The 21264-nt window shown below is 46.7% G+C and carries 20 protein-coding genes; 6 read left to right on the top strand and 14 right to left on the bottom strand.

What is annotated here, in order from left to right; all coding sequences use genetic code 11:
* Positions 1 to 166: 166 nt before the first annotated feature.
* The gene (locus QUA47_RS24005; RefSeq protein WP_333432607.1) at positions 167 to 2032 is read right to left on the bottom strand and encodes a polysaccharide biosynthesis/export family protein; all 1866 of its coding nucleotides are present in this window, start codon (positions 2030 to 2032) and stop codon (positions 167 to 169) included.
* A 331-nt stretch (positions 2033 to 2363) separates the two neighbouring features.
* Between QUA47_RS24005 and QUA47_RS24010 the strand changes: the two genes are divergently transcribed.
* Positions 2364 to 3065, top strand: coding sequence for a class I SAM-dependent methyltransferase (locus QUA47_RS24010; RefSeq protein ID WP_333432608.1), 702 nt, complete (start codon positions 2364 to 2366; stop codon positions 3063 to 3065).
* A 7-nt stretch (positions 3066 to 3072) separates the two neighbouring features.
* On the opposite strand, the gene QUA47_RS24015 is transcribed toward QUA47_RS24010, so the two are convergent.
* Positions 3073 to 3429 (bottom strand): DUF4864 domain-containing protein, encoded by a 357-nt coding sequence (locus QUA47_RS24015; protein ID WP_333432609.1) that lies wholly within the window; start codon positions 3427 to 3429, stop codon positions 3073 to 3075.
* Between the two features lie 182 nt (positions 3430 to 3611).
* On the opposite strand from QUA47_RS24015, the gene QUA47_RS24020 reads away from it, so the two are divergent.
* Positions 3612 to 3830: a hypothetical protein gene (locus QUA47_RS24020; protein WP_333432610.1), complete on the top strand. Its 219-nt coding sequence runs from the start codon at positions 3612 to 3614 to the stop codon at positions 3828 to 3830.
* Between the two features lie 33 nt (positions 3831 to 3863).
* On the top strand, positions 3864 to 4070 hold the full coding sequence (locus tag QUA47_RS24025; RefSeq protein ID WP_333284802.1) for a hypothetical protein: 207 nt from the start codon (positions 3864 to 3866) through the stop codon (positions 4068 to 4070).
* Between the two features lie 537 nt (positions 4071 to 4607).
* On the opposite strand, the gene QUA47_RS24030 is transcribed toward QUA47_RS24025, so the two are convergent.
* Together QUA47_RS24030 and QUA47_RS24035 are read right to left on the bottom strand one after the other, a co-directional pair.
* Entirely contained in the window at positions 4608 to 4829 is a 222-nt protein-coding gene (locus tag QUA47_RS24030) for a hypothetical protein (protein WP_333432611.1), read from the bottom strand.
* The gene (locus QUA47_RS24035; protein ID WP_333432612.1) at positions 4816 to 5088 is read right to left on the bottom strand and encodes a BrnT family toxin; all 273 of its coding nucleotides are present in this window, start codon (positions 5086 to 5088) and stop codon (positions 4816 to 4818) included. Before QUA47_RS24035 ends, QUA47_RS24030 begins: the two co-directional genes overlap by 14 nt.
* Before the next feature lie 63 nt (positions 5089 to 5151).
* On the opposite strand from QUA47_RS24035, the gene QUA47_RS24040 reads away from it, so the two are divergent.
* On the top strand, positions 5152 to 5790 hold the full coding sequence (locus tag QUA47_RS24040) for a histidine phosphatase family protein (RefSeq protein ID WP_333432613.1): 639 nt from the start codon (positions 5152 to 5154) through the stop codon (positions 5788 to 5790).
* A gap of 144 nt (positions 5791 to 5934) precedes the next feature.
* Positions 5935 to 6702 carry a YebC/PmpR family DNA-binding transcriptional regulator gene (locus tag QUA47_RS24045; protein ID WP_333432614.1) on the top strand — a complete coding sequence of 256 codons (768 nt, stop codon included), beginning with the start codon at positions 5935 to 5937 and terminating at the stop codon, positions 6700 to 6702.
* A gap of 9 nt (positions 6703 to 6711) precedes the next feature.
* Here QUA47_RS24045 and QUA47_RS24050 read toward each other — a convergent pair whose 3' ends face one another.
* From QUA47_RS24050 to QUA47_RS24085, 8 genes are all read right to left on the bottom strand, one after another.
* A complete protein-coding gene (locus QUA47_RS24050) occupies positions 6712 to 7314 on the bottom strand; it encodes a Uma2 family endonuclease (RefSeq protein WP_333432615.1) in 603 nt (200 codons plus the stop codon).
* A gap of 120 nt (positions 7315 to 7434) precedes the next feature.
* Positions 7435 to 9309 (bottom strand): adenylate/guanylate cyclase domain-containing protein, encoded by a 1875-nt coding sequence (locus tag QUA47_RS24055; RefSeq protein ID WP_333432616.1) that lies wholly within the window; start codon positions 9307 to 9309, stop codon positions 7435 to 7437.
* 159 nt (positions 9310 to 9468) lie between these two features.
* Positions 9469 to 12777, bottom strand: a complete 3309-nt coding sequence (locus tag QUA47_RS24060; protein ID WP_333432617.1) for a PAS domain S-box protein — start codon at positions 12775 to 12777, stop codon at positions 9469 to 9471.
* Between the two features lie 470 nt (positions 12778 to 13247).
* Positions 13248 to 16367, bottom strand: coding sequence for an AAA family ATPase (locus QUA47_RS24065; protein WP_333432618.1), 3120 nt, complete (start codon positions 16365 to 16367; stop codon positions 13248 to 13250).
* Between the two features lie 64 nt (positions 16368 to 16431).
* Entirely contained in the window at positions 16432 to 16773 is a 342-nt protein-coding gene (locus tag QUA47_RS24070) for a type II toxin-antitoxin system PemK/MazF family toxin (protein WP_333432619.1), read from the bottom strand.
* Entirely contained in the window at positions 16766 to 17095 is a 330-nt protein-coding gene (locus QUA47_RS24075) for a hypothetical protein (protein WP_333432620.1), read from the bottom strand. The genes QUA47_RS24070 and QUA47_RS24075 overlap by 8 nt, the downstream gene beginning before the upstream one ends.
* Positions 17096 to 17373: 278 nt before the next feature.
* A complete protein-coding gene (locus QUA47_RS24080; RefSeq protein WP_333432621.1) occupies positions 17374 to 18483 on the bottom strand; it encodes a hypothetical protein in 1110 nt (369 codons plus the stop codon).
* Between the two features lie 213 nt (positions 18484 to 18696).
* Complete coding sequence (locus QUA47_RS24085; protein ID WP_333432622.1) at positions 18697 to 18993, bottom strand: hypothetical protein; 297 nt, start codon at positions 18991 to 18993, stop codon at positions 18697 to 18699.
* 148 nt (positions 18994 to 19141) lie between these two features.
* On the opposite strand from QUA47_RS24085, the gene QUA47_RS24090 reads away from it, so the two are divergent.
* A complete protein-coding gene (locus QUA47_RS24090) occupies positions 19142 to 19681 on the top strand; it encodes a cyclic nucleotide-binding domain-containing protein (protein WP_333402297.1) in 540 nt (179 codons plus the stop codon).
* A 114-nt stretch (positions 19682 to 19795) separates the two neighbouring features.
* Here the strand turns inward: QUA47_RS24090 and QUA47_RS24095 are convergent, their stop codons facing one another.
* Together QUA47_RS24095 and QUA47_RS24100 are read right to left on the bottom strand one after the other, a co-directional pair.
* A complete protein-coding gene (locus QUA47_RS24095; RefSeq protein WP_006631038.1) occupies positions 19796 to 20209 on the bottom strand; it encodes a hypothetical protein in 414 nt (137 codons plus the stop codon).
* A 111-nt stretch (positions 20210 to 20320) separates the two neighbouring features.
* Positions 20321 to 21181: an FAD-binding domain-containing protein gene (locus tag QUA47_RS24100; protein ID WP_333432623.1), complete on the bottom strand. Its 861-nt coding sequence runs from the start codon at positions 21179 to 21181 to the stop codon at positions 20321 to 20323.
* Positions 21182 to 21264: the final 83 nt, after the last annotated feature.

Below are 21264 nucleotides of genomic sequence, written 5' to 3' on the forward strand. Positions count from 1 at the left end.
TGTCTACACAGTCTCTTATGCTTATTTTGTTAACTTTGTCAAGTTCATATTATACCAAATTAGATGAGCTTACCCTGCCTTTGCTCGGACGAAAGTTTGACTCTATGCAGCGGTTTCAACCGCCGATTCATAAAGAGGGTGGCTAACTTTCAAAGCCCGAGTCTTATCAAGGAGTAGTTGGCTGAATTTGCTGTGGCTGCATTTGCTGCTGCTGATTTTGGAGCAGAAGTTGCTGCTCCTGGATCTGAATTTGCCGATTCTCAAGATCTATTTGCCGCTGTCTGTCTTCAAGTTCCAGTCTTCTGTCTTCAAGTTGCAGTCTTCTGTCTTCTGCTTGCTCCAATCTATCTTGACGTTGTAGCTCTCTTTCTAGCAGTCTGTCTTCCCGTTGCTCTTGTCTGTCTTGACGTTGTTCGCGAATCTGTCTGAGCTGATTTCGCCGCTCGAAATCTCCTCCCAAAAATAAGTTTTGAAAAGCGTTGATAGTTGCTTGAAACCCAGTAAAAACGCCACTAACAGCGCTGATCCCAGTTGCAGCTCCTGCGATCGGCTGCAAGAATGTGTTGATATTGTCTGCTACCCTAGTATAGCCCGATCGCGCTACCAGAATCACATCGTTGTTGCGGAGAGTTGGGTTATTATTAGGATTCAACCCTTGAGCAAAATCTACCTCGATCGTGCGGCGAGAAACAGTACCGTTGGGGTTCAAACGCAATAGTTCTACCTTGTCTTTTTTAGCCCGCAATTGATTGAAACTGCCTGCGGTCAGCAAAGCTTGGTGCAGGGATGTACTAGGCCGCACCTGCAAAGCCCCAGGTCTAATTACTTCTCCTACAATATTGATGCTAATCGCGTTCGGAGAAAAACTGCTATTTGCGACTTGAGAAACTTCCGCCAAGTCTACCGTAGCGGCAGTCGGGATAATTACGCTATCTCCTTCTTGCAGCAAAATATCTTGAGTTGCGTCGCCTTTTTGCAGCAAATCCCACAGATTTACCATGATAGTTTGTTCGTTGCCACCTCTGACTCGGCGGCGGATTTGCACGCGGCGAATGTCAGCTTCTGTAGTGATACCACCAGCAATTTTTAGTGCTCTAGTTATTGTTGGTAAGCCCACAACTGCTCCTTGCTGTTGGTCGATAGATACAAAACTCAATTCTGTTTGTTGGTTGCTTGATCGCACATCCGAAGCAAATACAGTATAAGGTCCCGGTCGGTTCACTTCCCCCACAATGACCACACCAATTGGTTTAGTAATATCAGCGGAAAAATTAGCACTCGCTCTTTGACGGACTTCTTGAGTATTAAGGGCACTTGCTGTCGGTACAAAAATTGTATCTCCATCTCGAATGGTAACGTCTTGACGCAAATTTCCCGTCTCTAAAAAATCCTGCAAATCTACAGTAGTAACTTGCTCCGGTCCGCCTCTGCGGGGACGGCGAATTTGGACATTTCGCATATCTCCTGCTGATGTCACCCCTTGTGCAAGTTGCAGCATTTCCATCAAAGTCGGGAATTTTACTCCTCCTCCTTCTCTAGTGGGATTAATCTTGTAGGAACCCGGGCGAGTAACTTCACCCGCAAGACCTATATTTAGGGGGCGAGCGACGATCACAGTCACGGTAACAACGGGAACATTGATGAAGGGTTCGTATCGCTGAGTAATCACGTTAGCGGCTTGTTGCAGCGTCAACCCTTGAATTGAGACGCTGCGAATGATTGGCAAATTGAGTGTCCCGTCAACTAACACTTGATATTCCTTGCTGAATTCAGGGACGCCAAAAATATCTAAAGCAATGCGATCGCCCGGGCCTAAAGTATAAGCTGCTTCTTGTGTCAGCGAACCAAGATTGCCGCTCGGTGGCAAACTCGAACCCGGAGGCGGCGGCGGCGGTACTCTCGGTTGGTTTGGGTTCCTACCGGGTGCAGGATTTCTGACGGCAGGCAACTGAGCTATACTGGGCAGCGAACTGCTTAGCACCAGGAGTGCTGACAAACTCAGACTTGTAGCGGTTTGAATGGTATGTTTCATCTTTCTTCCCTGGTTGCAGCCTGCCAATGAACGAGAGCAATTTAGCTAGTTGATTTTAGTTTATTTTCCCTGCTGTCCAGTGTAGCCTCGCTTCGCTGCAAAATCCACAGGTGGAAGCATAAAAATTGTGCGATCGCACTTAACTATTTTGCACCTTGTTTGTAAAGAAACTGTAAAGCCCGCCAACTGTTATCAGGATTAGGATCTCGTTTGAGCAAAATTCTTTATACATAAGTCGGGATACAAATCAACCCGCCAAAGAAATGGATAAAAAAAAACGCCCTGATTTGAGGTAAAATGTTAAATAATTCTCTCTGCAGGACAAAGACAAGTGTCACTAAAATTGGATCAAGTAATTCCCTGGGGACGCTGCTTGGATGAATACATAGGAATGTTTAGCTTGACATCAAGTGACCTCAAGCTAAACATTCTTGATTGTGCCGCCGGCCCGGCAAGTTTCAATGCCGAAATGACTCGCCAAGGTAAAAACGTAATTTCTTGCGATCCAGTTTATCAGTTTACTGCGGTGGAAATTGGCGATCGCATCCAAGAAACATATCAAACTGTCATTGATGGGGTTAAGGCAAATCTAGACGGCTATCTGTGGAACAATTTTGAATCGCCGTACCAGCTAGGCGAAGTGCGAATGAAGGCGATGCAGGAATTTTTAGAAGATTTTCCCTCTGGTTTGCAGGAAGGCCGCTACATGACTGCTGAGCTGCCAGTTTTACCTTTCGAGAACGGTCAATTCGATTTAGCTTTGTGCAGCCATTTCTTATTTGCTTATTCTCACCTGCTTTCGGAAGAATTTCATCGGGAAGCAATTACAGAAATGTGTCGGGTTGCGAAGGAAGTCCGGGTATTCCCTCTATTGCAGAGTTTTAGCGGGGAGGAATCCGAGCACTTAAACCCGATCGTCACCGAATTGAAAAAGAGAAGTTTTAGTGTAGAAATTCAAGAGGCTCCTTATGAGTTTCAAAAGGGCGGTAATAAGATGCTGCGAATTAGCAAAAAAAGCTCAGCCGAAAAGTAAGCATAACTTATTCTTCGGGAAGGGAAACCAAATAACAGCCATTAATTCGCCAACTCTTATCAAACTGTTTTTCCATGAGATAAATGGCTCTGAGGGGGATACCTTCCGAGTCCAGCAACAGCACCGGCTGAGCGGGAATCCCTTCTACAGTGCCGAGGTTTTCAAATAATACCGAGCGCGGACGGTAGACAGCTTCATAGGCAATTTTTACCATGTGCATAAAGTTTTCTGCGGTGCGAAACTGCTGCTGAATTCCGGGACTGGCGAAGGAAAAAGCGAGCGCAGCATCGTCTTTTTGAAATGCTTGCAGTTGCTGTTCTACGACTGAGCGAATGGTAGCGCGATCGCTTTCACTGATGAGCATACTTTTAATGATTTGTCAAGAGATGGAAGTGTGAAATAGTTACTATTATAGCGCTCCCACTTAAAGGCGATTTTGTTGCGGGATGGCTGGGAAGCTGTCAGGGCGATCGGGGTTTATTTAAACCCTCGGCGGACTACAGACATTAGCGGTAAAATTGGTTAAAGACTTTAAGAATTGTCAAAATGCTAAGCAGCGCCGCATTGAGGAAAACAGGGTCGGGGTGGGAATTTGCCAATGAAGAAGCCTTAGAGGATTTTGTCGAAGTTCACTTGCAAAGTTTGCTCGGTTTGACGGTCATTAAGCGGCAATTCACTGTCAACGAGCAAAGATGCGATATTATAGCGGTGGACGAGAATAAACGGTTAGTTGTGCTAGAGTTGAAAAACGGCGAAGATAGATAGGTCGTTCAGCAGTTAACCCGTGATTACGATGCTTTGTTAGAACACAAACCTTTTGCCGATCGCGTGGATTACGATCGACCAGTTCGCTTAATAGCAATTGCGCCAAAATTTCACAGAGATAATTTTACCGACAGGAAATATCACGGGCTATTTTTTCAGTTTTTGCAATTTGCGATCGTTCTTTCTGAGAACCACTTAAATTTACAACTGAAAGATGTAGATACTCAACATATTTCATAAGTATAAATTACATATCATCCAAGAGAAAGCACTGATAATATACCGAATCCACCCAGAGAGTTTCGGAATCTACTCAAGAAGTTTATTGATGACGAACAGCAGATAATCGGGAGAATATTCTCAGATTTGACACCCGTATGCAAGAAATAATTCGCTCTCAAAGCATTAGCTCTGGTAAAGGTAAAAGTAAACTATGCGCTCAGATTTGTGTAGATAGAAGAGCAAGGGAAGGTTATATTAGACCAGCACTCATGTTATGGCTACCTCTTTTCCCTTGCAGAGATAACTGTAACAGGGTTGGGAGAAGGGCGATTTATAACCGAAAGCAGAATGATGCTTTATCTCTTAGCAAAATAGATGAGTATTCCTATCTTCGCCACTGGCCGGTGGGTGCTCGTTATTCTGCTTCTGATTGGGAAGCTCAAACTTGGCATTTAAAACACTATGTAACTGAGATAACTCAGCCACACATGAATCTAATATTTTGGAGTTTCTAATTAATTTATCCTTGGGAAAGTGGCGACAAAGACTTTAAGCTTATTTCTCCGACACCACGTTTTCTTTAGTAATTCTAATCAAAAACCGTAGAGCTTCATTTACTGCTTCAGAATCGGGAAACATCTCTGCTACATCCGGTTCTAAACGAATATTTACACCACCAAAGGTCTTTCGTCCCGATCCTACCCTTCTTACACTCAACTTCCTCAAATCATATTCCGACCGAAGATCATCGTCCATCCCTATTTCATCCTTCTTCATAAACTTCTCGCTCCACTCGTGTTACTTTCCTGGCGCTAATCAAACGAATAAAATCTGCTCTTTCTGTATACGACACTATCAATAAATTACCTTGCTGGGACTCTCCAACAATAATATAGCGATCTTCTTCATCAGAGTGATCCGGATCGTAGAAATCGACGTAGAGGGGATCCTCAAAAACCGTTCTGGCTTCCTCAAATGAGATGCCATGCTTGGACAAATTTACCGCAGCCTTGTTTTGATCCCAATCGAGTTTCATAAAGAGCAAAAATCAGCATCTTTGATATAATATTACACCTAGAAGCAAAACTCAAACCAACTCATGCCACAAACAGTCTGGATCGCACGACACGGAAACCGCATCGACTTCGTTAACCCCGACTGGTTTCTCACCGCAGAACGCCCCTATGACCCCCACCTTTCCGAAGACGGTCACGTTCAAGCTAAACAACTAGCCAATCGCCTCAAAGGTGAAGGAATTTCTCATATTTTTGCTTCCCCTTTTCTGCGAACTGTCCAAACAGCAAATCACGCGGCCGAAGCTCTCGATTTGTCAATTAAACTAGAGTGGGGACTGTGCGAATGGCTGAATCCGGAATGGATGCCAGAAATGCCAGAAACTGAGTCCGTTGAAGCTTTGTGCAGGCGTTTTCCCAGGATAGATGCTTCCTACAAAGGCGGTATTGCTAATTATCCCGAAACTGGGGAAGCTTGTTTCAAAAGGGCGGGGGAAACTGCTAAACGCCTCGCGGCTGAGTTTCCTGAAGATCTGTTATTGGTAGGTCACGGTGCGTCGGTTTTAGGAACTGCGATCGGGCTGGCTGGCTGTGTTGAAACGGAAATTAACGCTTCTTTGTGCTGTTTGGTGAAAGTGGTGCGGGGTGAGGGAGAATGGTCGATCGCACTTAATGGCGATACTTCTCACCTGAGTGACTCTGAAACGGTGATCCGGTTTAATTAAAGTTAGATGCGTGCGAAAAATCGCATTTTATGCTATTTGTGTAAGGTGCGCCGAGGTGTACCCTACGTTAATTGGATTTGTGCGAATCTGGGTGTTATTGTTTAATCTCGATCGCAAATTTTAAATCTCAAATCTCAAATCGGTATGGCTGGACACAGTAAGTGGGCGAATATTAAACGCCAAAAAGCTAGAGTTGATGCCGTTAAAGGCAAGGTTTTTGCTCGAATATCTCGCGAAATTATTGTCGCGGCCCGCAGCGGAGTTCCCGATCCCGCTGGCAATTTTCAACTGCGGACGGCTATTGAAAAAGCCAAGGCGGCGGATATTCCTAATGAAAACATAGAAAGGGCGATCGCCAAAGGTGCCGGCTTGGCTGGGGGAAGTTCGGAATTAGAAGCTATTCGCTACGAAGGTTACGGCGTTGGCGGGGTTGCTATTCTGATTGAAGCGCTGACAGACAATCGCAACCGCACAGCCGCTGACTTGCGAGAAGCTTTTACTAAAAATGGCGGCAACCTGGGCGAAACTGGTTGTGTGGGCTGGATGTTTGAGCACAAAGGAGTTTGTACAGTACGCGGCCCGATTGATGAGGAACAATTGTTTGAAGCGTCGCTAGAGGCGGCTGCGGAATCTTATGATTTGATATTAATTGATGAGGATACTGAAGGTGCAGAGGTATTTACAAGTGTGGCTCATTTGGAACAACTGGCTGATGTTTTGAAACAAAAAAAATTTGCAGTTTTGCAGTCGGAAAATCGCTGGATTCCCAGCAATACAGTGGAAATAGACACTCCTGAAAAAGCTCGATCGCTCCTTAAGTTAATGGATGCACTGGAAGATTTGGATGACGTGCAAAGTGTGACGGCTAATTTTGAAATGACAGATGAATTGATGTCTTTGAGTATGGTGTAACGATCTAAATCACCAGATTTTTGCCATCCGCAAGACAAATCCCGGTAACTCTGGATCGCCGCTGACTGTTTCAGGATTATCCAAGATTTCAGGTTCGCGATCGTGACGGTAGATGTAGACTTTTCTGTTTTTGCGATCGAGCAAAAAGCCGAGCGATACACCGTTGTCAATATATTCTTGCATCTTGTTTTGCAATCCCTTGAGAGCGTCACTAGCAGACCGCAATTCAATCACAAAGTCTGGACAAATCGGTGCGAATGAGGCTTTTTGTTCTTCAGTTAAGGCATTCCAGCGCTCTAGTTTAATCCATGAGGCATCGGGGGAGCGGGTTGCTCCATTCGGCAAGGTAAAGCCGGCACTGGAGTCAAACGTTTCACCCGTGCCATCTTGTTCTGCCCAGTTCCCCAATTGTAGGGCAATCTTACCGTTTCGATTGCCTGTATCTGAAAAAGCGGGTGACATAATGATAACTTCCCCACTCGCTGTACGCTCAATTCTCAAATCGCGATTAACTAGACAGAATTCATAGAACTGTTCAACAGTCATCGATTGGATCGCAGGGAAATTGACCGTCAGTGGGACGCTTTCGGTTTGAATTAGCAGCGTCGTCATAGTTTTTCCTCAGTTGGTGCAGGGGTGATAGAATACCTGGAGCTTACACTATTTTAGCTTGGCGATCGAAAGTCTTAGTCGATCGGGGAATCGGATGCTTGTATCCGTTTTTGGGCGGGGTCAATAATCTTTTTTCCCAGTCAGCAAATAAGTAACCATGTATCCCTTGCCCTTAACTTGAATGGCGCCGCGCTTCTGAAAAGTATATTTATCTTTTAATAGCTGGTAGGTTTCGGTGGTGACTTGAATGCAGCCAGTAATCCCGTGGGATTCCATGCGCGAAGCAATATTTACTGTGTCGCCCCAGAGGTCATAAATAAACTTTTTTAAGCCGATGACGCCGGCAACGACAGGGCCACTGCTAATCCCAATCCGAATGCTGAAAGGTTCCGAATGTTCTAAACTCAGGAGCCTAATTTCGTGCAGCATATCGATCGCCATGTTCGCAACCGCCTCGGCGTGATCCTCTCGGGGCGTCGGCAAACCGCCGACAACCATGTAAGCGTCACCAATAGTCTTAATTTTCTCCAAACCGTGGCGATCGGCCAAGTGGTCAAAAGCCGAAAAAATATCGTTGAGCACTTCCACCACCGCCGTCGCTGAAATTCTCGACGAAAGCTCTGTAAACCCCACAATGTCGGCAAACATCACAGTTACTTCCGCAAAACTTTCGGCGATATTGTGTTCATTGTCCTTCAAACGCAGGGCGATCGCTGCCGGCAAAACGTTCAGCAGCAGTTGCTCGGATTTAGCTTGTTCGAGTTCCAACTGTAGGTAAGCAGCCTGCAACTGTTCGGCTTGGCGAATTCTTTCTCGGGCTAGCTTTTCGATTTGGGCGGTGCGGCTCAAAGATGTCAGCATATATGTCACCGGAATCAGAGTCCACAGCATCCCCATCGTCAGAGTTCCCCAAGAGCGCCAGTGCTTGCGAATCCTGCGAATTTCCGGCGTTGCAGACACGTACATAGACCACTGGCGGCTGCTAATTTTCAGCCGCCTTCTGCAAGCTGTATAGTTCGGGCCTGGATTGTCAAGAATCGGGCAGTTTTGCATCAGGGCTCGGTCAACAGTGGCTGATGCTGGAAGGACTTGTTGGCTCGCGGATTGGAACTGCACCGCAAATTGCTGAATTTGGGGCTCAGCAGGGAGATTTTTGAGAACCGGGTTGCCCGTTTGGGGTAACAGCGACGGTGCTTCTTGCTTGTCTGGAGCCTCGCTAACGAGATAAATATTGAGGTAGTCGGTATTGCGTCCTTTTAAAGAGGTTTGGAAAATATCTTTGCCTCGAAATACGCCCAGAACAAATCCTTGTAGCAGTTGGCGACGGGATTCCAGGGTAGTGGGTTTACTGCTGTTTTCGTAAATCGGAACTATGGCCAAAAGACCCAGTTCCGGGGAATTGCCCTCAGTTAGGCCGATGTAGTTGGTGATAATCATTTCCCCTGTATCGCGCCCTCGATCGAGCGCGACGCGGATTTTTGGGTGGGAGGCGAGGTCAAAGCCCAATACTGTCTCGTTTCCGGCTGTTGGTTCGACGTAGAACGCCGGGAAGTATTCGGAACGCTGGAGGGCCTTGCGGAGTTCTCCTCGCGGGCCGCGCTCTGTAATCTCGAAGCTGGGCTCTGTTTCGGTTCTAGCTTTGGTTTCGTAGTTGCGCCGCTGAGAATTCGGGACGCGGGGGGCCCAAGCTAGGAGTTGCAGGCTGGGGTGGACGGATAGGGGCCGGGCGACAAACCGGGCAAAAGAGGAACGCTCGACGGCGCTGAAGGCTTTCATGTAGTCGCTGAGGGCTAGAACAGTATCTAAGTCGGAGTTGAGCTGGCGTTCGATGCCGATCGAAATATCGTCGATGCGACGCTGCATTTCGTAGTCGCGGCGCTTGTCTTCCCAGTCCCAAACCAAGGCGAATGCCAGAACCGACAGTCCGACACCCAAAGCCAGCGTCAACCCGGCTGGAATGTAGCGAGACCAGGATAAAGGTAGTTTTTTCAGCATAATTGCCTAGCGAATAAGGGCAGCAGATTAGCACACCGCTGAGTGCGATTTGTTCCGGCCTCTGAGTGCGGTTAATTCAAAACCCTGATAACTCAAGCACCGACGGCAATTGGGAATTAAAAGTTAGATATTTAAACTTTTAGATTAATGGACGATCGCTCAGCAGGGGATTTCAATCCAGAATTCCGCTCCCTGGCCGGGCGCTGAGATGCACCGCAGGCTTCCCTTATGTTTTTCTACCACAATCTGATGGCTGATGGATAATCCTAAGCCGGTTCCAGCCCCTACGGGCTTGGTGGTGAAGAACGGGTCAAATAGCCGCTTGCGAACGTCTTCGCTCATTCCCGGGCCACTGTCGGCGATGCAAATTACAATGCGATCGCAATCACTGAGCTGGTTTTTACTGTGGCTTTTCAGGTCAGCTTTTTTCATCAGGGTGCGAATCACGATCGTCCGAGGTTGCGGTTGGCTTTCTAAAGCGTCGATCGCATTGCTGATAATGTTGAGAAATACCTGGTTTAACTGCCCCGCACAACAGTGAATCTTCGAGATTTTTCCGTATTCTTTAATAATTTCAATCCTGCTTTTTTTACTTCCATGATGCAATCGGTGCTGCAAAATTAACAGCGTACTGTCAATTCCTTCATGAAGGTCTACCAACTTCATTTCTGATTCATCCAGTCGCGAAAAATTCCGCAGCGATAACACAATTTTACTAATTCTTTCTATTCCTACTCTCATGGAGTTTAGCATCCTGGGCAAGTCTTCCTTCAGGAAATCGAGCTCTAAGTCCTTAACTTTTTCAGAAATCGGAGCAACTGGGGACGGGTAGCATTCCTGGTAGAGATTCAATAGCTCTATTAAATCGTGAAAATAGTTGTATGTGTGAGAAATATTGCCGTTAATAAAAGTTGCGGGATTGTTTATTTCGTGGGCGATGCCAGCCACCATCTGACCGAGACTCGACATTTTTTCTGATTGAACTAATTGGATTTGAGCGTGTTGTAGCTGTTCGTAGGCTTCTTGCAATTGGGTTGCTTGTTTTCTCAATTGAGATTCTGAAGCTTGGAGTGCTGCGGCGGAAATTTTGCGGTTAGTTATATTTTCAATCATCCCTAATTTGTAAATAGCTTTTCCTTCGGCGTCTCGAATCAAAGTAGCTGTCACGTTTACCCAAACAATTTTACCTGTAGCGGCAAGCTGGCGGATTTCAATTTGATAGCTATTAGTTTCTCCCCGCTCAAGATAATGAGCAACTTGGAGGTTTTTTGAATAATCTTCGGGGTGCCCAAGTTCTATAAATGTTTTGCTCAGCAATTCTTCGGCGGTATATCCCAGCATTTCGCAGTAAGTTTTATTGACTCGCACTAACTTGTTATCGTCTAAATTGGCTAAGTAGATAGCGATGGGTGCATCTTCAAAAATTGTGCGAAATAGTTCCTCGCTGGCCCGGACTTGAGCTGCTAGGGAAAGCCTATCTGTGATGTCTTCAAACGTAGACAAAATGCCGACAACATTGCCGGAATTGTCGTGTAAAGGTATTTTATTTGTATCCAGACAGCACTGGGTGCCGTCGGCTTGCATTTTGGATTCTATGATGTGATATTCTGGGGTGTTTGTTGCCATGATGCGACGGTCGCCAGCTCGAAAAATTTCTGTTTCTTCGGGCTTCCAAGGCATATCGAAGTCGGTGAGACCAGCGATTTCACTGGGGTGATTGAAACCTGCGACTTTGGCAAAGTTTGTGTTGCCTCCCAAGTAAACTAAATCTCGATCTTTCCAGGCAATTAACTGAGGGATGTTGTTGATTACCGACCACAGCATATTTTGGGATGTTTGCAAGGCTTCCGTGCGTTCTAGGACGCGCTTTTCAAGTTCTTGATTGGCTTGTTGCAGGGCCATTTTTGATTCGCTGAGGGCGATTTCTGCTAGCTTGCGATCGCTGATGTCGATTGTCACCCCTTCCCACAGTATATCGCCCCCAGGTTGCGCTTCCGGGCGGGCAATGCCGCGAATCCATTTCAGTTTTCCCGATGGCGTTACGAGCCGCCCTTCATATATCCAAGGTTTTAAAGTTGCGCCGGAAATTGCGATTGATTCTAAAAGGACTTTTAGGTCTTCTGGATGCACCGTTGACCACATTAAATCCGAGTTTTCTTGAACTTTTTCTGGATCTAATTCGTAGAGTTCCCAACAGCCTGAACTGACATAAATGAATTCATCGGAACCGTCGGGATGCAGCAAGTATTGATAAATCATTCCCGGCACGTTGGCGGCCATTTTTTGGAATCTGGCTTCGCTTTGCCGCAGTGCTGATTCTGCAAGTTTGCGATCGCTAATGTCAATCAACAAGCCGTCCCAAATAATGTCATCTTTATCGCCGGGTTCTGGCCGGGAAGCCCCGCTAACCCACTTAATCCGATCGCCCGCAAAAACAAATCTGCCTTCCCACCGCCAAGGCTCTAAAGTTTTAGCTGAGATAGCAAGAGATTCCTGGAAGCTTGGCGCATCCTCTGGATGAATCATTTGTATAGCGGGAATAGCTGAATTTTGGAGTACCTCTGGTTCTAGTTCCCAGAGTTCGCGGCAGCCGGAACTGACGTAGGGGAATGACGTAGTGCCGTCTGCTGCTAACTGAAATTGATAAATCATTCCCGGAACGTTGGCGGCTAGTTTTTGAAACCTCGCTTCGCTTTGCCGTAGTGCTGTTTCTGCTTCTACGCGAGCGGTAATATCGTAAAACGCCGATAAAATTGCGGCTTCGCCGTTAAAATTAATCGAGCGCATCGACATTTTCACCCAAAACAAACTGCCGTTTGCTTTCCTAAGGCAGATTTGTTCGCTGTCGCTAAAACCGTTTTGTTTGACTAATTCTATCAATTGACGGCGGTCATTGATATTGGCATAAAGTTCAATTTTTTTGCGTCCGATAAGTTGTTCGGAACTCAAACCTAAACTTTCCCCGAGGGCAGGATTTGCATACAAAATAACGCTGTCTTCTAGGCGCGTAATTGACATGGGAACGGGAGTCACAGTGGCGATCGCCCGCAATCTTTCTTCGCTTTCTTGCAGGGCTGTTTCGGCTGCTACTCTTTTGCTAATATCGTTCTGAACTCCGATAAAATGAGTTAATTTTCCCTCGTTGTCTAGGATGGGGGAAACGATTAATTCGTTCCAAAAAGGAGTTTTGTCTTTGCGATAATTTTTTAGAACAACCTGAATTTCCGTTCCTGCTCGCAAGCTGCTGCGGAGTTTATCTAATTCGGCCCGATCTGTATCGGGACCCTGCAAAAATCGGCAGTTGCGTCCAATAACTTCTTCGGCACTGTAACCGGTCAGTTTCTCAAAAGCAGGATTGCAGTAGATAATAGGTATGTCAGGCCTGCGAGCATCCGCGATGAGGATGCTGTTGCTCGACGCTGCGATCGCCCGCTCTAGGAGAGACAGGTGGAAAGAGTCTGTTGTCATCTGTGGCAATATCCAAATTCCCAGGGAGGGGACAGAACAATAAAAATTTATAAATAGCTTGAGCCATTCTTATTCTATAATTTTATTTTCAATTTAGCTTTTTTAACAAAGTCAGCAGCCCACAAAAGCCGACGGGGGAGACGACTAATACCATTTTAGATTTTAGATCGGCAATGACTGATTCCATTATGGTTTGGACTACGGGCAGACAATTGCCTTCTTTTTGGAAATGACGACTAATACCATTTTAGATTTTAGATTTTAGATCGGCAATGACTGATTCCATTATGGTTTGGGACACGGGCAGACAATTGCCTTCTTTTGGGGAATTTAGTATAACCAAAGACATTCGGCACTTATCCAGAAAACAGAAGGTGAAAATAGCGAAGGGGGAAAGAAAACAGAAGGTAAAAATACTGATATTTTCAACTTTTTTTCTTCTCCTCCTTTCATCCGGCTCGTCAACCCTTTTAAATTGACAAGCTGATGGAAGAACCCTGAGCAGTTTTGCTTACTTCAATCCTGGCTTGAAAAGCTTCTTTCAGGTGCGGCATATGGGTAACGGTGAGGATGCAGGCGAAGTCGGAGGCGATCGCATTAATTGCAGCAATCAGCCGATCGCACCCTTCAGCATCCTGAGTTCCGAATCCCTCATCAATAATCAACATTTGCAAAGCCGTGCCCGCCCGCTGAGACAGCAGTCTCGCCAGCGCCAGCCGAATCGCAAAATTAATCCGAAAAGCTTCACCGCCCGAGTAAGTTTCGTAGGCGCGAGTACCGCGAGCATCAGCAATTAAAATGTCTAAAGTGTCAATCAATTTAGTTGCTTTTTTAGAAGCAGCAGCCCGCTGAGTAATAAATTGAACGTGCAATTGATTCGCGCTCAATCTCGACAATATCTGATTTGTTTCAGCTTCGAGTTGAGGCAAAACATTTTCAATCATTAAAGCTTGAATGCCGTTTTTACCAAAGGCTTGACCCAACTCTTGATAAACTCGCTGCTGGCGTTTTGCAACTTGCATTTGCTCTTTTTGAGCTACTAGCTGAACTTGCAGAGTTTCCAGATTTTGCTGCTGCTGCTGGAGGCGTCCGAGACTTCCCAAATGTTGGTCTAGCTGCTGGCGGCGGCGACTCATTTGCTGTTCGATCGCACTTATGCGGGCTGTGGGATCGGGATATTCTTGCAATTGCTGGTTCATCGCGGCAGTTTGAGCGCTGACAGCTTGCAACTCTCGATCGCGCACGGCGATGGAATTTGCTATTTCATTAACGCGCTGCAGCACTTGCGGGTACTGCTGAGTGGCCGCTCGCAGTTTTTCGGCGCGGGCGATCCAAAACTGCGAGCGGCGCATTTCGCTGCGGACGTGTTCGTGCTGTTCCAAATTATAGCCAACTTCTGCAATGTATCTATCTAAAGACAGAATTTGCTGCTGTATTTCCGAGCTATTTTTTTGCTGTTCTAACTGTTGCTGTACTGTGGCTAATTGAGTTTGCAAATCCGGGCGGCGGGCATTAATTTTCTTCAGTTTCTGCTGAGCGTCTTTGATTTGAGCTTGCTTAATTTCGGCCCACCGCAAGCGCTTTTCATCGCTGCGGGCAAGGGAGTGGCTGCTATCGCTGTAATTGAGCTGTTGCAGTTGCTGTTCGATTTGCTGGAGTTCGGTCAAATCCGAAGCTGCATACTCGCCGGTTCGCAGCAACCGCTCTATTTCCGCAGCGTCTTGACGCATACTTTGCAGTCGGTTTTCGTCTTGGCCCAGGCTATCTAATTGTGCTTGCAAATGGCTGCGGCGTTCCCGCAATTCTTGGTAGGGCGCTAATTCCTCTTCTAGTTCGCGGTATTCCTGTCTGAGGACTTGAATTTCGCGCTCGGAGACGGCCAACTGTTCGCGGACAACCCACAGTTGGTTCCAGATTTCCTGCTGTTGGGAGTGGTGTTTTGTGACTACCAAATTCCAGTAGTGTTCGTCTAAAGGCCGATCGCACAAAGGACAATTGCCAAAATTTGCATCCCGCACCATTAAAGGCGAATTCGATGGCTCGTTTTCCGCAAAATTCGAGGATTGACCTTCGCCTGCGGTTTTTTCTCCTTCATGTTTCCGCAGCAGTTGCAGTTTTTGGTCGAGCTCGGCGAGTCTGGTTTGATAGTCGCGGCTTTTGGCTTGCAGGTTTCCCAGAAAGTCGTGCCTTTCTTGACCTTTTTCGCGGACTCGCTGCTGATAAACTCGCTTGTTTTCCAACTGCAAAATTTGATTGGCGATAGCCGAGATTTCCTGCTGTAATTTTGGCTGTCGCTGCTGCTGCTGAACTTGCACCTGTCGGTTGATTTCGTCTAAGCGGGCGGTTAAACCGGCGCGGGCGCGATCGAGCTTTTGTTGCTTGTGCTGCTGCTGTTGTAGCAGCGGCGAAACTTGCAGTTGCAGTTGCTCTAGTTCGTTGAGGCGCGATCGAACTGCTTGCAACTGTGCGAGTCCTTTGTCAACCTCCGGCTGCTGTTTGAGAATCTCCAGAACATCTTTTTCATCCTGTTCTAAAACATCTAATTGAGCTTGCAACTGCTGAATTTTGCTTTGCAAAAAGCTCAGTTCTTGCCGCTGCTGTTCTTGCAATTGCTGACGCTGATTTTGGGCTTGTTGGTTAGCTTTGAATTTGCCAGAGAGAGTCTCTTCTGTGGCTTGCAATCTGTGGAAATACGCGATACCTTCTGTTATTTCATTTTCTTGGATCAGCAGGGCTTGCAGCTCATTTTGCTGCTGTTTGGCTGCGCTGAGTTCTTGCTGCAAGCGGCGGCATTCTTGAGAGATATTGTAGTGCTGTTGCTGGTGGCCGGCGAGGAGTTTTTGCCAAGTTTGGCGGTTGTGGTGCTGGAGTTGCAGTTGCTGCAACTCGGTTGTGTCGGCTTGCTGCTGTGAAGAGAGCAAATCGGTTGCTTGCTGCAATTGAGTTTGTTCGGAGGCGATCGTCTCTTTTTGTTGCAGTTGCTCTTGTACGGTTAGCAAACTCTGTTTGAGCACTTCGACTTGAGCTTTAAATTGTTTGGACGTATCTTTGGCTTGTTCGGATAAAGTATCGTAGGAGTCGAGTTTGAGCAGGTTGGCTAAAACTTGTTTGCGTTCGATCGGCTTTTTAAGCATAAATTCATCAGCTCGCCCCTGCCGCAAATACGCCGAGTTGATGAAAGTATCGTAATCTAGTTTGATGTGTTCGAGGATTTTTTGCTGAGTTGTTCTCAGGCCCTTGTCTGTAAGCGTGCGAAAATTAAGTTTTTCCTCAGTCACGGCCGAATTCAAGCTGACTTGAAATTCCACACTTCCCGATTGTCCGCGCCGGCGGTTGCGAATCACCCGGTAGATTTGGCCGCCGGTGGAGAAAGTGAAATCAACGCGCACATCTGTTTCGCCGATGTGGATGATATTGTCTTCTATATCGCTGCGACAACAGCCCCAAAGTGCCCAGCATATGGCTTCTAAGAGGGAGGATTTGCCAGCACCGTTAGGCCCGCAAATGCAAGCAGTGTGCAGGCCGCGAAAGTCTAAAGCAGCTTCGCGATAGCTGAGAAAATTTTTGAGTGTAAGTTGTATAGGAATCATTTAGGCCATCGCGCCATACAATCTATCTATAAATAACACTATTTGTACGCTGTTGCCTAGTTATTCAATCCAGATCCAGAACAATTGTCAGTGCTTCTGCAATTTCTTCCATAATTGTCTCGGACAGGGTTCCGAGTTGTCGGACAAATCTTTGTTGGGAAACGGAACGGACTTGAAAAGTATCAGCGGCGGAGAGTTTCGCCAAGCCATTTTCGCCGCTTGGTTTTAGTCGAACCATCCAATTTCTCTCGGTGTATCGCTCTTTCCAGTCAGTGATGGGAACAATAACTTCAAGCAGCAAAATTCCAACCGTTTCATCAGTGACAATTACTACCGGACGAGTTTTGCCGATTTCGGCGCCCACAGTAGGTTCAAGCGCAACCAGCCAGATTTCGCCTCTACGCATTAGTTTTTATCCCTGCGTTAAGGTATTCTTCCTCGGATTGAAAATAGGGTTCGCTATCAGGCGACCACAAATCATGTAAAGCACCTCCCGGCATATAATCTTTGACTGCTGCTTCTGCTGCAACTCTGAGTCTCCGCTTTCTCTCAGCTTTGCGCTGGGCTTTTTCTTCTATTTCTTCGCGCATCATCCGCGAAGCTGCTTCAATGATTTCTAGGCGTTCTTCTGCTGTCAGGTTTTTGAGTGCTGCTAAGATTTCTGTTTTAGTCACGGTTTTTTCGGGTGGTTTGTGAGAAAGTGCGATCGAGCCCATATCTTGCAACATTTTCAAGAACAGGCTTTCCGGCCTGTTCCACAAAGAGTGAATTTGATTGTGGGATGGGCATCCTGCCCGTCCATAAAAAGCTTATTGAATATGACGCAACATCTCAGGTCGATCCAACCATCATTATATCTTTCACAAAAATCAATCTCGGCGCTCTCTGCTTGTGGCGCACCCTACATCGATCGCATAGGCAGATTTTCCATCAAAAAGGGTTGACCGTATTCCTACAGCCAACCCCACGCCTATTTACTTGTCCTGCGTTTGCTCAAACACCAACACTACCGGGCAAGATTCGGGAACGTATAGCCGACACCGACTAACAATCCCACGTCAGCTCCGTCAACAAAACCAATATTCAATCCGGCTGTTGCTGTTAAATTTCTCGTCAGCGGCACATCTACACCCCCCGAAATCAGGAAGCCAAAATTACCGTCATCCCCGGTAGTAACTATCACGCCAGCACCTGCATAGGGAGCAGCACTAATCACAAAATCCTCGCTGACTTCGACGGTCTCTTGAGATACAAAATCGAAGGTAACGGGAACTACAAGAGTTAAGTTGTCGCGGAACAAAACAGTCGGTCTCACCGACAAATTGTTCGTCAAACCGATTTTGCTAATAATCGCAAATGAACCGTCGCCTAAGGCTGAATCTCCGCCAAAACCTACATTGCCGCCAATGCCGACGTAGCTGGGCCCAGAACGGGTTGCTCGGCCTGGTCGGATTTGAGTTCCTTGAGCCACTTTTTCAGTTGGTTCTGAGGCAGTTGCCGGTTTTTCAGCAACTTTCGGTTGGTTTGTCAGAGCTGAGGCGGAAGTGCTGACAGGATTGCTCAACAATTCTTGTGCTGTTTGGACTTCTTTTTCTTCCTTCGTTGCTGTTACTTCAAGATTATTGCTCTCGGCAACAATTGAGGTAGGTCGATCGCTCTTTTTGGCAGTCTCGACTGTTGACTGCACTTCGACACCATTATCAGCAATTTTAGCAGTTTCTTCCGAATTTTCAGTTTCAGCAGCAATAGAGGTATTTTGCGCTGTTTCTGTCTCAGCAATTTCAGATGTTGCTGCTTCCGATTTTTCGGGTGCAGCAATAGATACTTGCAAGTTGGCTGCCGGTTCAGAGGCGACTGGCTCTGCCGCTTCTGTTAGTTCGCTCCAAGTGATAGAATCAATTTTTTTATTACTAGCCGTTGTTTCTGCGTCGGGCTTAACTGCTGAAGTTGCTGTCGGCTCAGAAATTTGGTCAATATTTTGAGCGGCTATTGTTGCAGTTGTAGCGACATCGGGCAAGTTGCCAGTTTCAGCTTTCGCTGACATGGTACTGCAACAAACAGCTAAAGCTGCAAGATTTATTAACGCAAAAGTAGACTTGGAAAATAGACTATTCATAGATACTCCTCAATGAAGGGTGTGTTAAAAGTGTAAGTGTTTGAGGGCGACCGTCAAGAGCTTTCCTAAAAAAAGACACAAATATGAGTTGTGTTGTTCCTAGATTGCCATTTTACCGTTGAATAGTCAACTCTCAAGCTGATTAGATTCAAGAACGGACGGTGGGTTTAGAGGCTAATTTTAATTTACAGATCGATCGCCAAAAAATCAATCCTAGGGATGATTGCACCCTTGCTCCTGTTTAATTAAGAGGTCGATCGCGCGTCGGGCTGGCATTCTACAATACTGTACTTGGGGGCGCTGCACTCGCAGCCACGCCGGAAAAATCCGGTTTTTGAGGGCGCACCAGCTCGAAATCAAGAGACAACAAGCTTTCAAAACAGTTTTGGCAGCCCCGCCCTCCAAAGCAAGTGCAGTTAAAACAACGCGATCGGCTGCTGCACAGTCCGTGACAATTAATGTAGAATAATACCACCGATCCGAGAAATATTTGTGGCTCGATCGTGTCAAAATTACTGAATATTATGAAAATTGTGTAAAATTTAGTGTTCTATTTGTAAAGTTTAGCCTTCGCTTTCGCTCAGGGTCTGACCATCTAACAACAGCACGCAACTAAACAAGTAAAAAAATACAAATTATCTCATCTGAACCTGACTTTATGAGCAAAGTTCTAGTCATTTTAGGCGAATTGAGCGATCGCGACATCGATTGGATGCTCGCCAACGGCACCCGCACCCAAATCCTCCCCGGCACAACCCTCATCACCGAAGGTAAGCCCTTAGACGCCCTGTACATAGTTCTGGAGGGAACTTTGAGCGTTGCTGTATCATCTTTGGGCGACAAAGAAATTGGAAAAATTATTGCCGGGGAAGTTTTGGGCGAAATGTCTTTTGTAGACGGGAGGCTTCCTTCTGCTACCGTCACGGCAATTGAAGAGTGCCTCATCCTGTCAATTCCGAGGCGGCTGCTAACTGAAAAACTAGAGCAAGACGTGCTTTTTTCCCTGCGCTTTTATCGGGCGATTACCAAATTTCTTTCGTCGAGACTGCGGGGTACAGTCCAGCGCTTCGGCGATGATAGTGATGGTTTAATGTATCAAGAGCCCGACGACGAGGGGGCTATCCCGGAAAATGTCGAAAATCCCGATTTGGCGGCATCGAGATTTCAATGGCTGTTGGAGCGTTTGAAGGGGAGTTGAAGGAAGAGGGAAGAGGGAAGAAGGAAGAAGGAAGAAGGAAGAAGGAAGAGGGAAGAAGAGAAAAGAACACCTCTTTTCAATTTCCAATTTCCAATTTCCAATTCCCAATTACAATTAGAAAACATATTTTTCAGCGACGCGCCAATAGCGGGAAAAACGCTTCAAATCAATGTAACCATCGTAGCGGACAAAGGGTTCGGGCGGCAAAACTTCTACAGGGTGCGATCGCTTAATTTCCCGGCAAATATCCTGAAACCGAGGACTGGGACTTTCCGCAGTCACCACTTGATTCGCGCCGGATTCTTTAGCAAAAGCGATAACTTCCGCAGCCACATCGCCCCGCCGAATAACTACCGGCAACTCCAGCAAACATTCGTAAATAAACACCATTCGTTTGAGACTCAACTGCCATTCATCAATGAGCGCATCATCCCAAACCCAGATTGCCGGTGCCTCTGGGTGCGCTTTAAAAGCCGGGCCTTCAGGACTCAAACAGTCGCCGTGCAGCCAAATAATCGGATTGTTCATAAATTGGGAATTGGGAATTGGGAATTGGGAATTGGTAATTGGTAATGGGTAATGGAGAATTGGTGTTAAATCCGTTAAATCCGAAGAAAGCGAATCGGTTGCCGAACTTCCTTAATTTTTCCGGCGCTTTTGAAAGTCTTGCCAACTTTTAGAACCGCCGCTACGATCGACCTTTTCTCCATTAGGAAATAACTGCCCTTCCAAATATTCATAAGTTCCCTCAAAATCGCATTGCCCATAAAAAGGACAATCGCGACAATAAACCGCCTTAGTGTAACGCTCCAAATTTTCGCGATTAAAAAAATAAGGTTTGTGACTAAAAGTGCTTGCTACCCACTGCCAAGAAAGATTGTTGCTCGCCGGATCTCCATCTAGCAAATGTTGCAAAAACCAGCGAGCTCCGGCTTGCCAGCGCACTCGGCGCCAGTGTACGAGATAAGCGGCAGTCCACATCCGCTGGTGATTGTGCAAATAACCAGTTTCTCGCAACTGGCGGCTGAAACTGTCGATGCAAACCAAACCAGTCGATCCCTCAATGACATCCTCCGGCAGAGTTTCGCTGTAATCTTTAGCAGTGTAGCCAGTTTTGTAGGGTTCCCGGTCTTGCCAAATCCCGTTGCCCAATTCCGCGTACAGTCGCTGCCAATAATCCCGCCAACCCAACTCGTTGACGAGTTTTACGGCCTCTTCTCGATGCCGCACCTTCTCTAGCACGGCATCCCGGACTTCCGCCAGACTCAAAACTCCGTAGCGCACATAGGGCGACAAGCGGGTTATCGCACCGTTGAGGAAATTGCGGGTTGAGGCGTACTTGCCGGGATCGACTTGTTGCAGGGCTGTCTCGGCTGCTTTCCGCCCGCCTGGGGTTGGGGCTACGCTGCTGTCCCGGGCGGCGGCTTCGGGGAACTGTTCACGCACGTAGGCAATTAATTCGTCGCGGCTGGCAAATTCCCGCTTCATGTCCTGACTCATTGTTTTTTCAAGCGCCTGCTATTCTTTCCTCATGTTAAAGCTATTTGTTGGGGCGTGCCTGCCCGATCGCCCTAAATTGCCCT

The organism is Microcoleus sp. MON2_D5 (genome assembly GCF_036701905.1).
Lineage (GTDB): Bacteria > Cyanobacteriota > Cyanobacteriia > Cyanobacteriales > Microcoleaceae > Microcoleus.

Excerpts from the sequence above, each read along its gene's own strand:
- QUA47_RS24005 (WP_333432607.1), bottom strand. The coding sequence starts at position 2,032 with ATGAAACATACCATTCAAACCGCTACAAGTCTGAGTTTGTCAGCACTC.
- QUA47_RS24100 (WP_333432623.1), bottom strand. The coding sequence starts at position 21,181 with ATGAGTCAGGACATGAAGCGGGAATTTGCCAGCCGCGACGAATTAATT.
- QUA47_RS24045 (WP_333432614.1), top strand. The coding sequence starts at position 5,935 with ATGGCTGGACACAGTAAGTGGGCGAATATTAAACGCCAAAAAGCTAGA.
- QUA47_RS24065 (WP_333432618.1), bottom strand. The coding sequence starts at position 16,367 with ATGATTCCTATACAACTTACACTCAAAAATTTTCTCAGCTATCGCGAA.
- QUA47_RS24050 (WP_333432615.1), bottom strand. The coding sequence starts at position 7,314 with ATGACGACGCTGCTAATTCAAACCGAAAGCGTCCCACTGACGGTCAAT.
- QUA47_RS24020 (WP_333432610.1), top strand. The coding sequence starts at position 3,612 with ATGCTAAGCAGCGCCGCATTGAGGAAAACAGGGTCGGGGTGGGAATTT.
- QUA47_RS24035 (WP_333432612.1), bottom strand. The coding sequence starts at position 5,088 with ATGAAACTCGATTGGGATCAAAACAAGGCTGCGGTAAATTTGTCCAAG.
- QUA47_RS24015 (WP_333432609.1), bottom strand. The coding sequence starts at position 3,429 with ATGCTCATCAGTGAAAGCGATCGCGCTACCATTCGCTCAGTCGTAGAA.
- QUA47_RS24060 (WP_333432617.1), bottom strand. The coding sequence starts at position 12,777 with ATGACAACAGACTCTTTCCACCTGTCTCTCCTAGAGCGGGCGATCGCA.
- QUA47_RS24075 (WP_333432620.1), bottom strand. The coding sequence starts at position 17,095 with ATGTTGCAAGATATGGGCTCGATCGCACTTTCTCACAAACCACCCGAA.
- QUA47_RS24055 (WP_333432616.1), bottom strand. The coding sequence starts at position 9,309 with ATGCTGAAAAAACTACCTTTATCCTGGTCTCGCTACATTCCAGCCGGG.
- QUA47_RS24090 (WP_333402297.1), top strand. The coding sequence starts at position 19,142 with ATGAGCAAAGTTCTAGTCATTTTAGGCGAATTGAGCGATCGCGACATC.
- QUA47_RS24030 (WP_333432611.1), bottom strand. The coding sequence starts at position 4,829 with ATGAAGAAGGATGAAATAGGGATGGACGATGATCTTCGGTCGGAATAT.
- QUA47_RS24040 (WP_333432613.1), top strand. The coding sequence starts at position 5,152 with ATGCCACAAACAGTCTGGATCGCACGACACGGAAACCGCATCGACTTC.
- QUA47_RS24095 (WP_006631038.1), bottom strand. The coding sequence starts at position 20,209 with ATGAACAATCCGATTATTTGGCTGCACGGCGACTGTTTGAGTCCTGAA.
- QUA47_RS24080 (WP_333432621.1), bottom strand. The coding sequence starts at position 18,483 with ATGAATAGTCTATTTTCCAAGTCTACTTTTGCGTTAATAAATCTTGCA.
- QUA47_RS24070 (WP_333432619.1), bottom strand. The coding sequence starts at position 16,773 with ATGCGTAGAGGCGAAATCTGGCTGGTTGCGCTTGAACCTACTGTGGGC.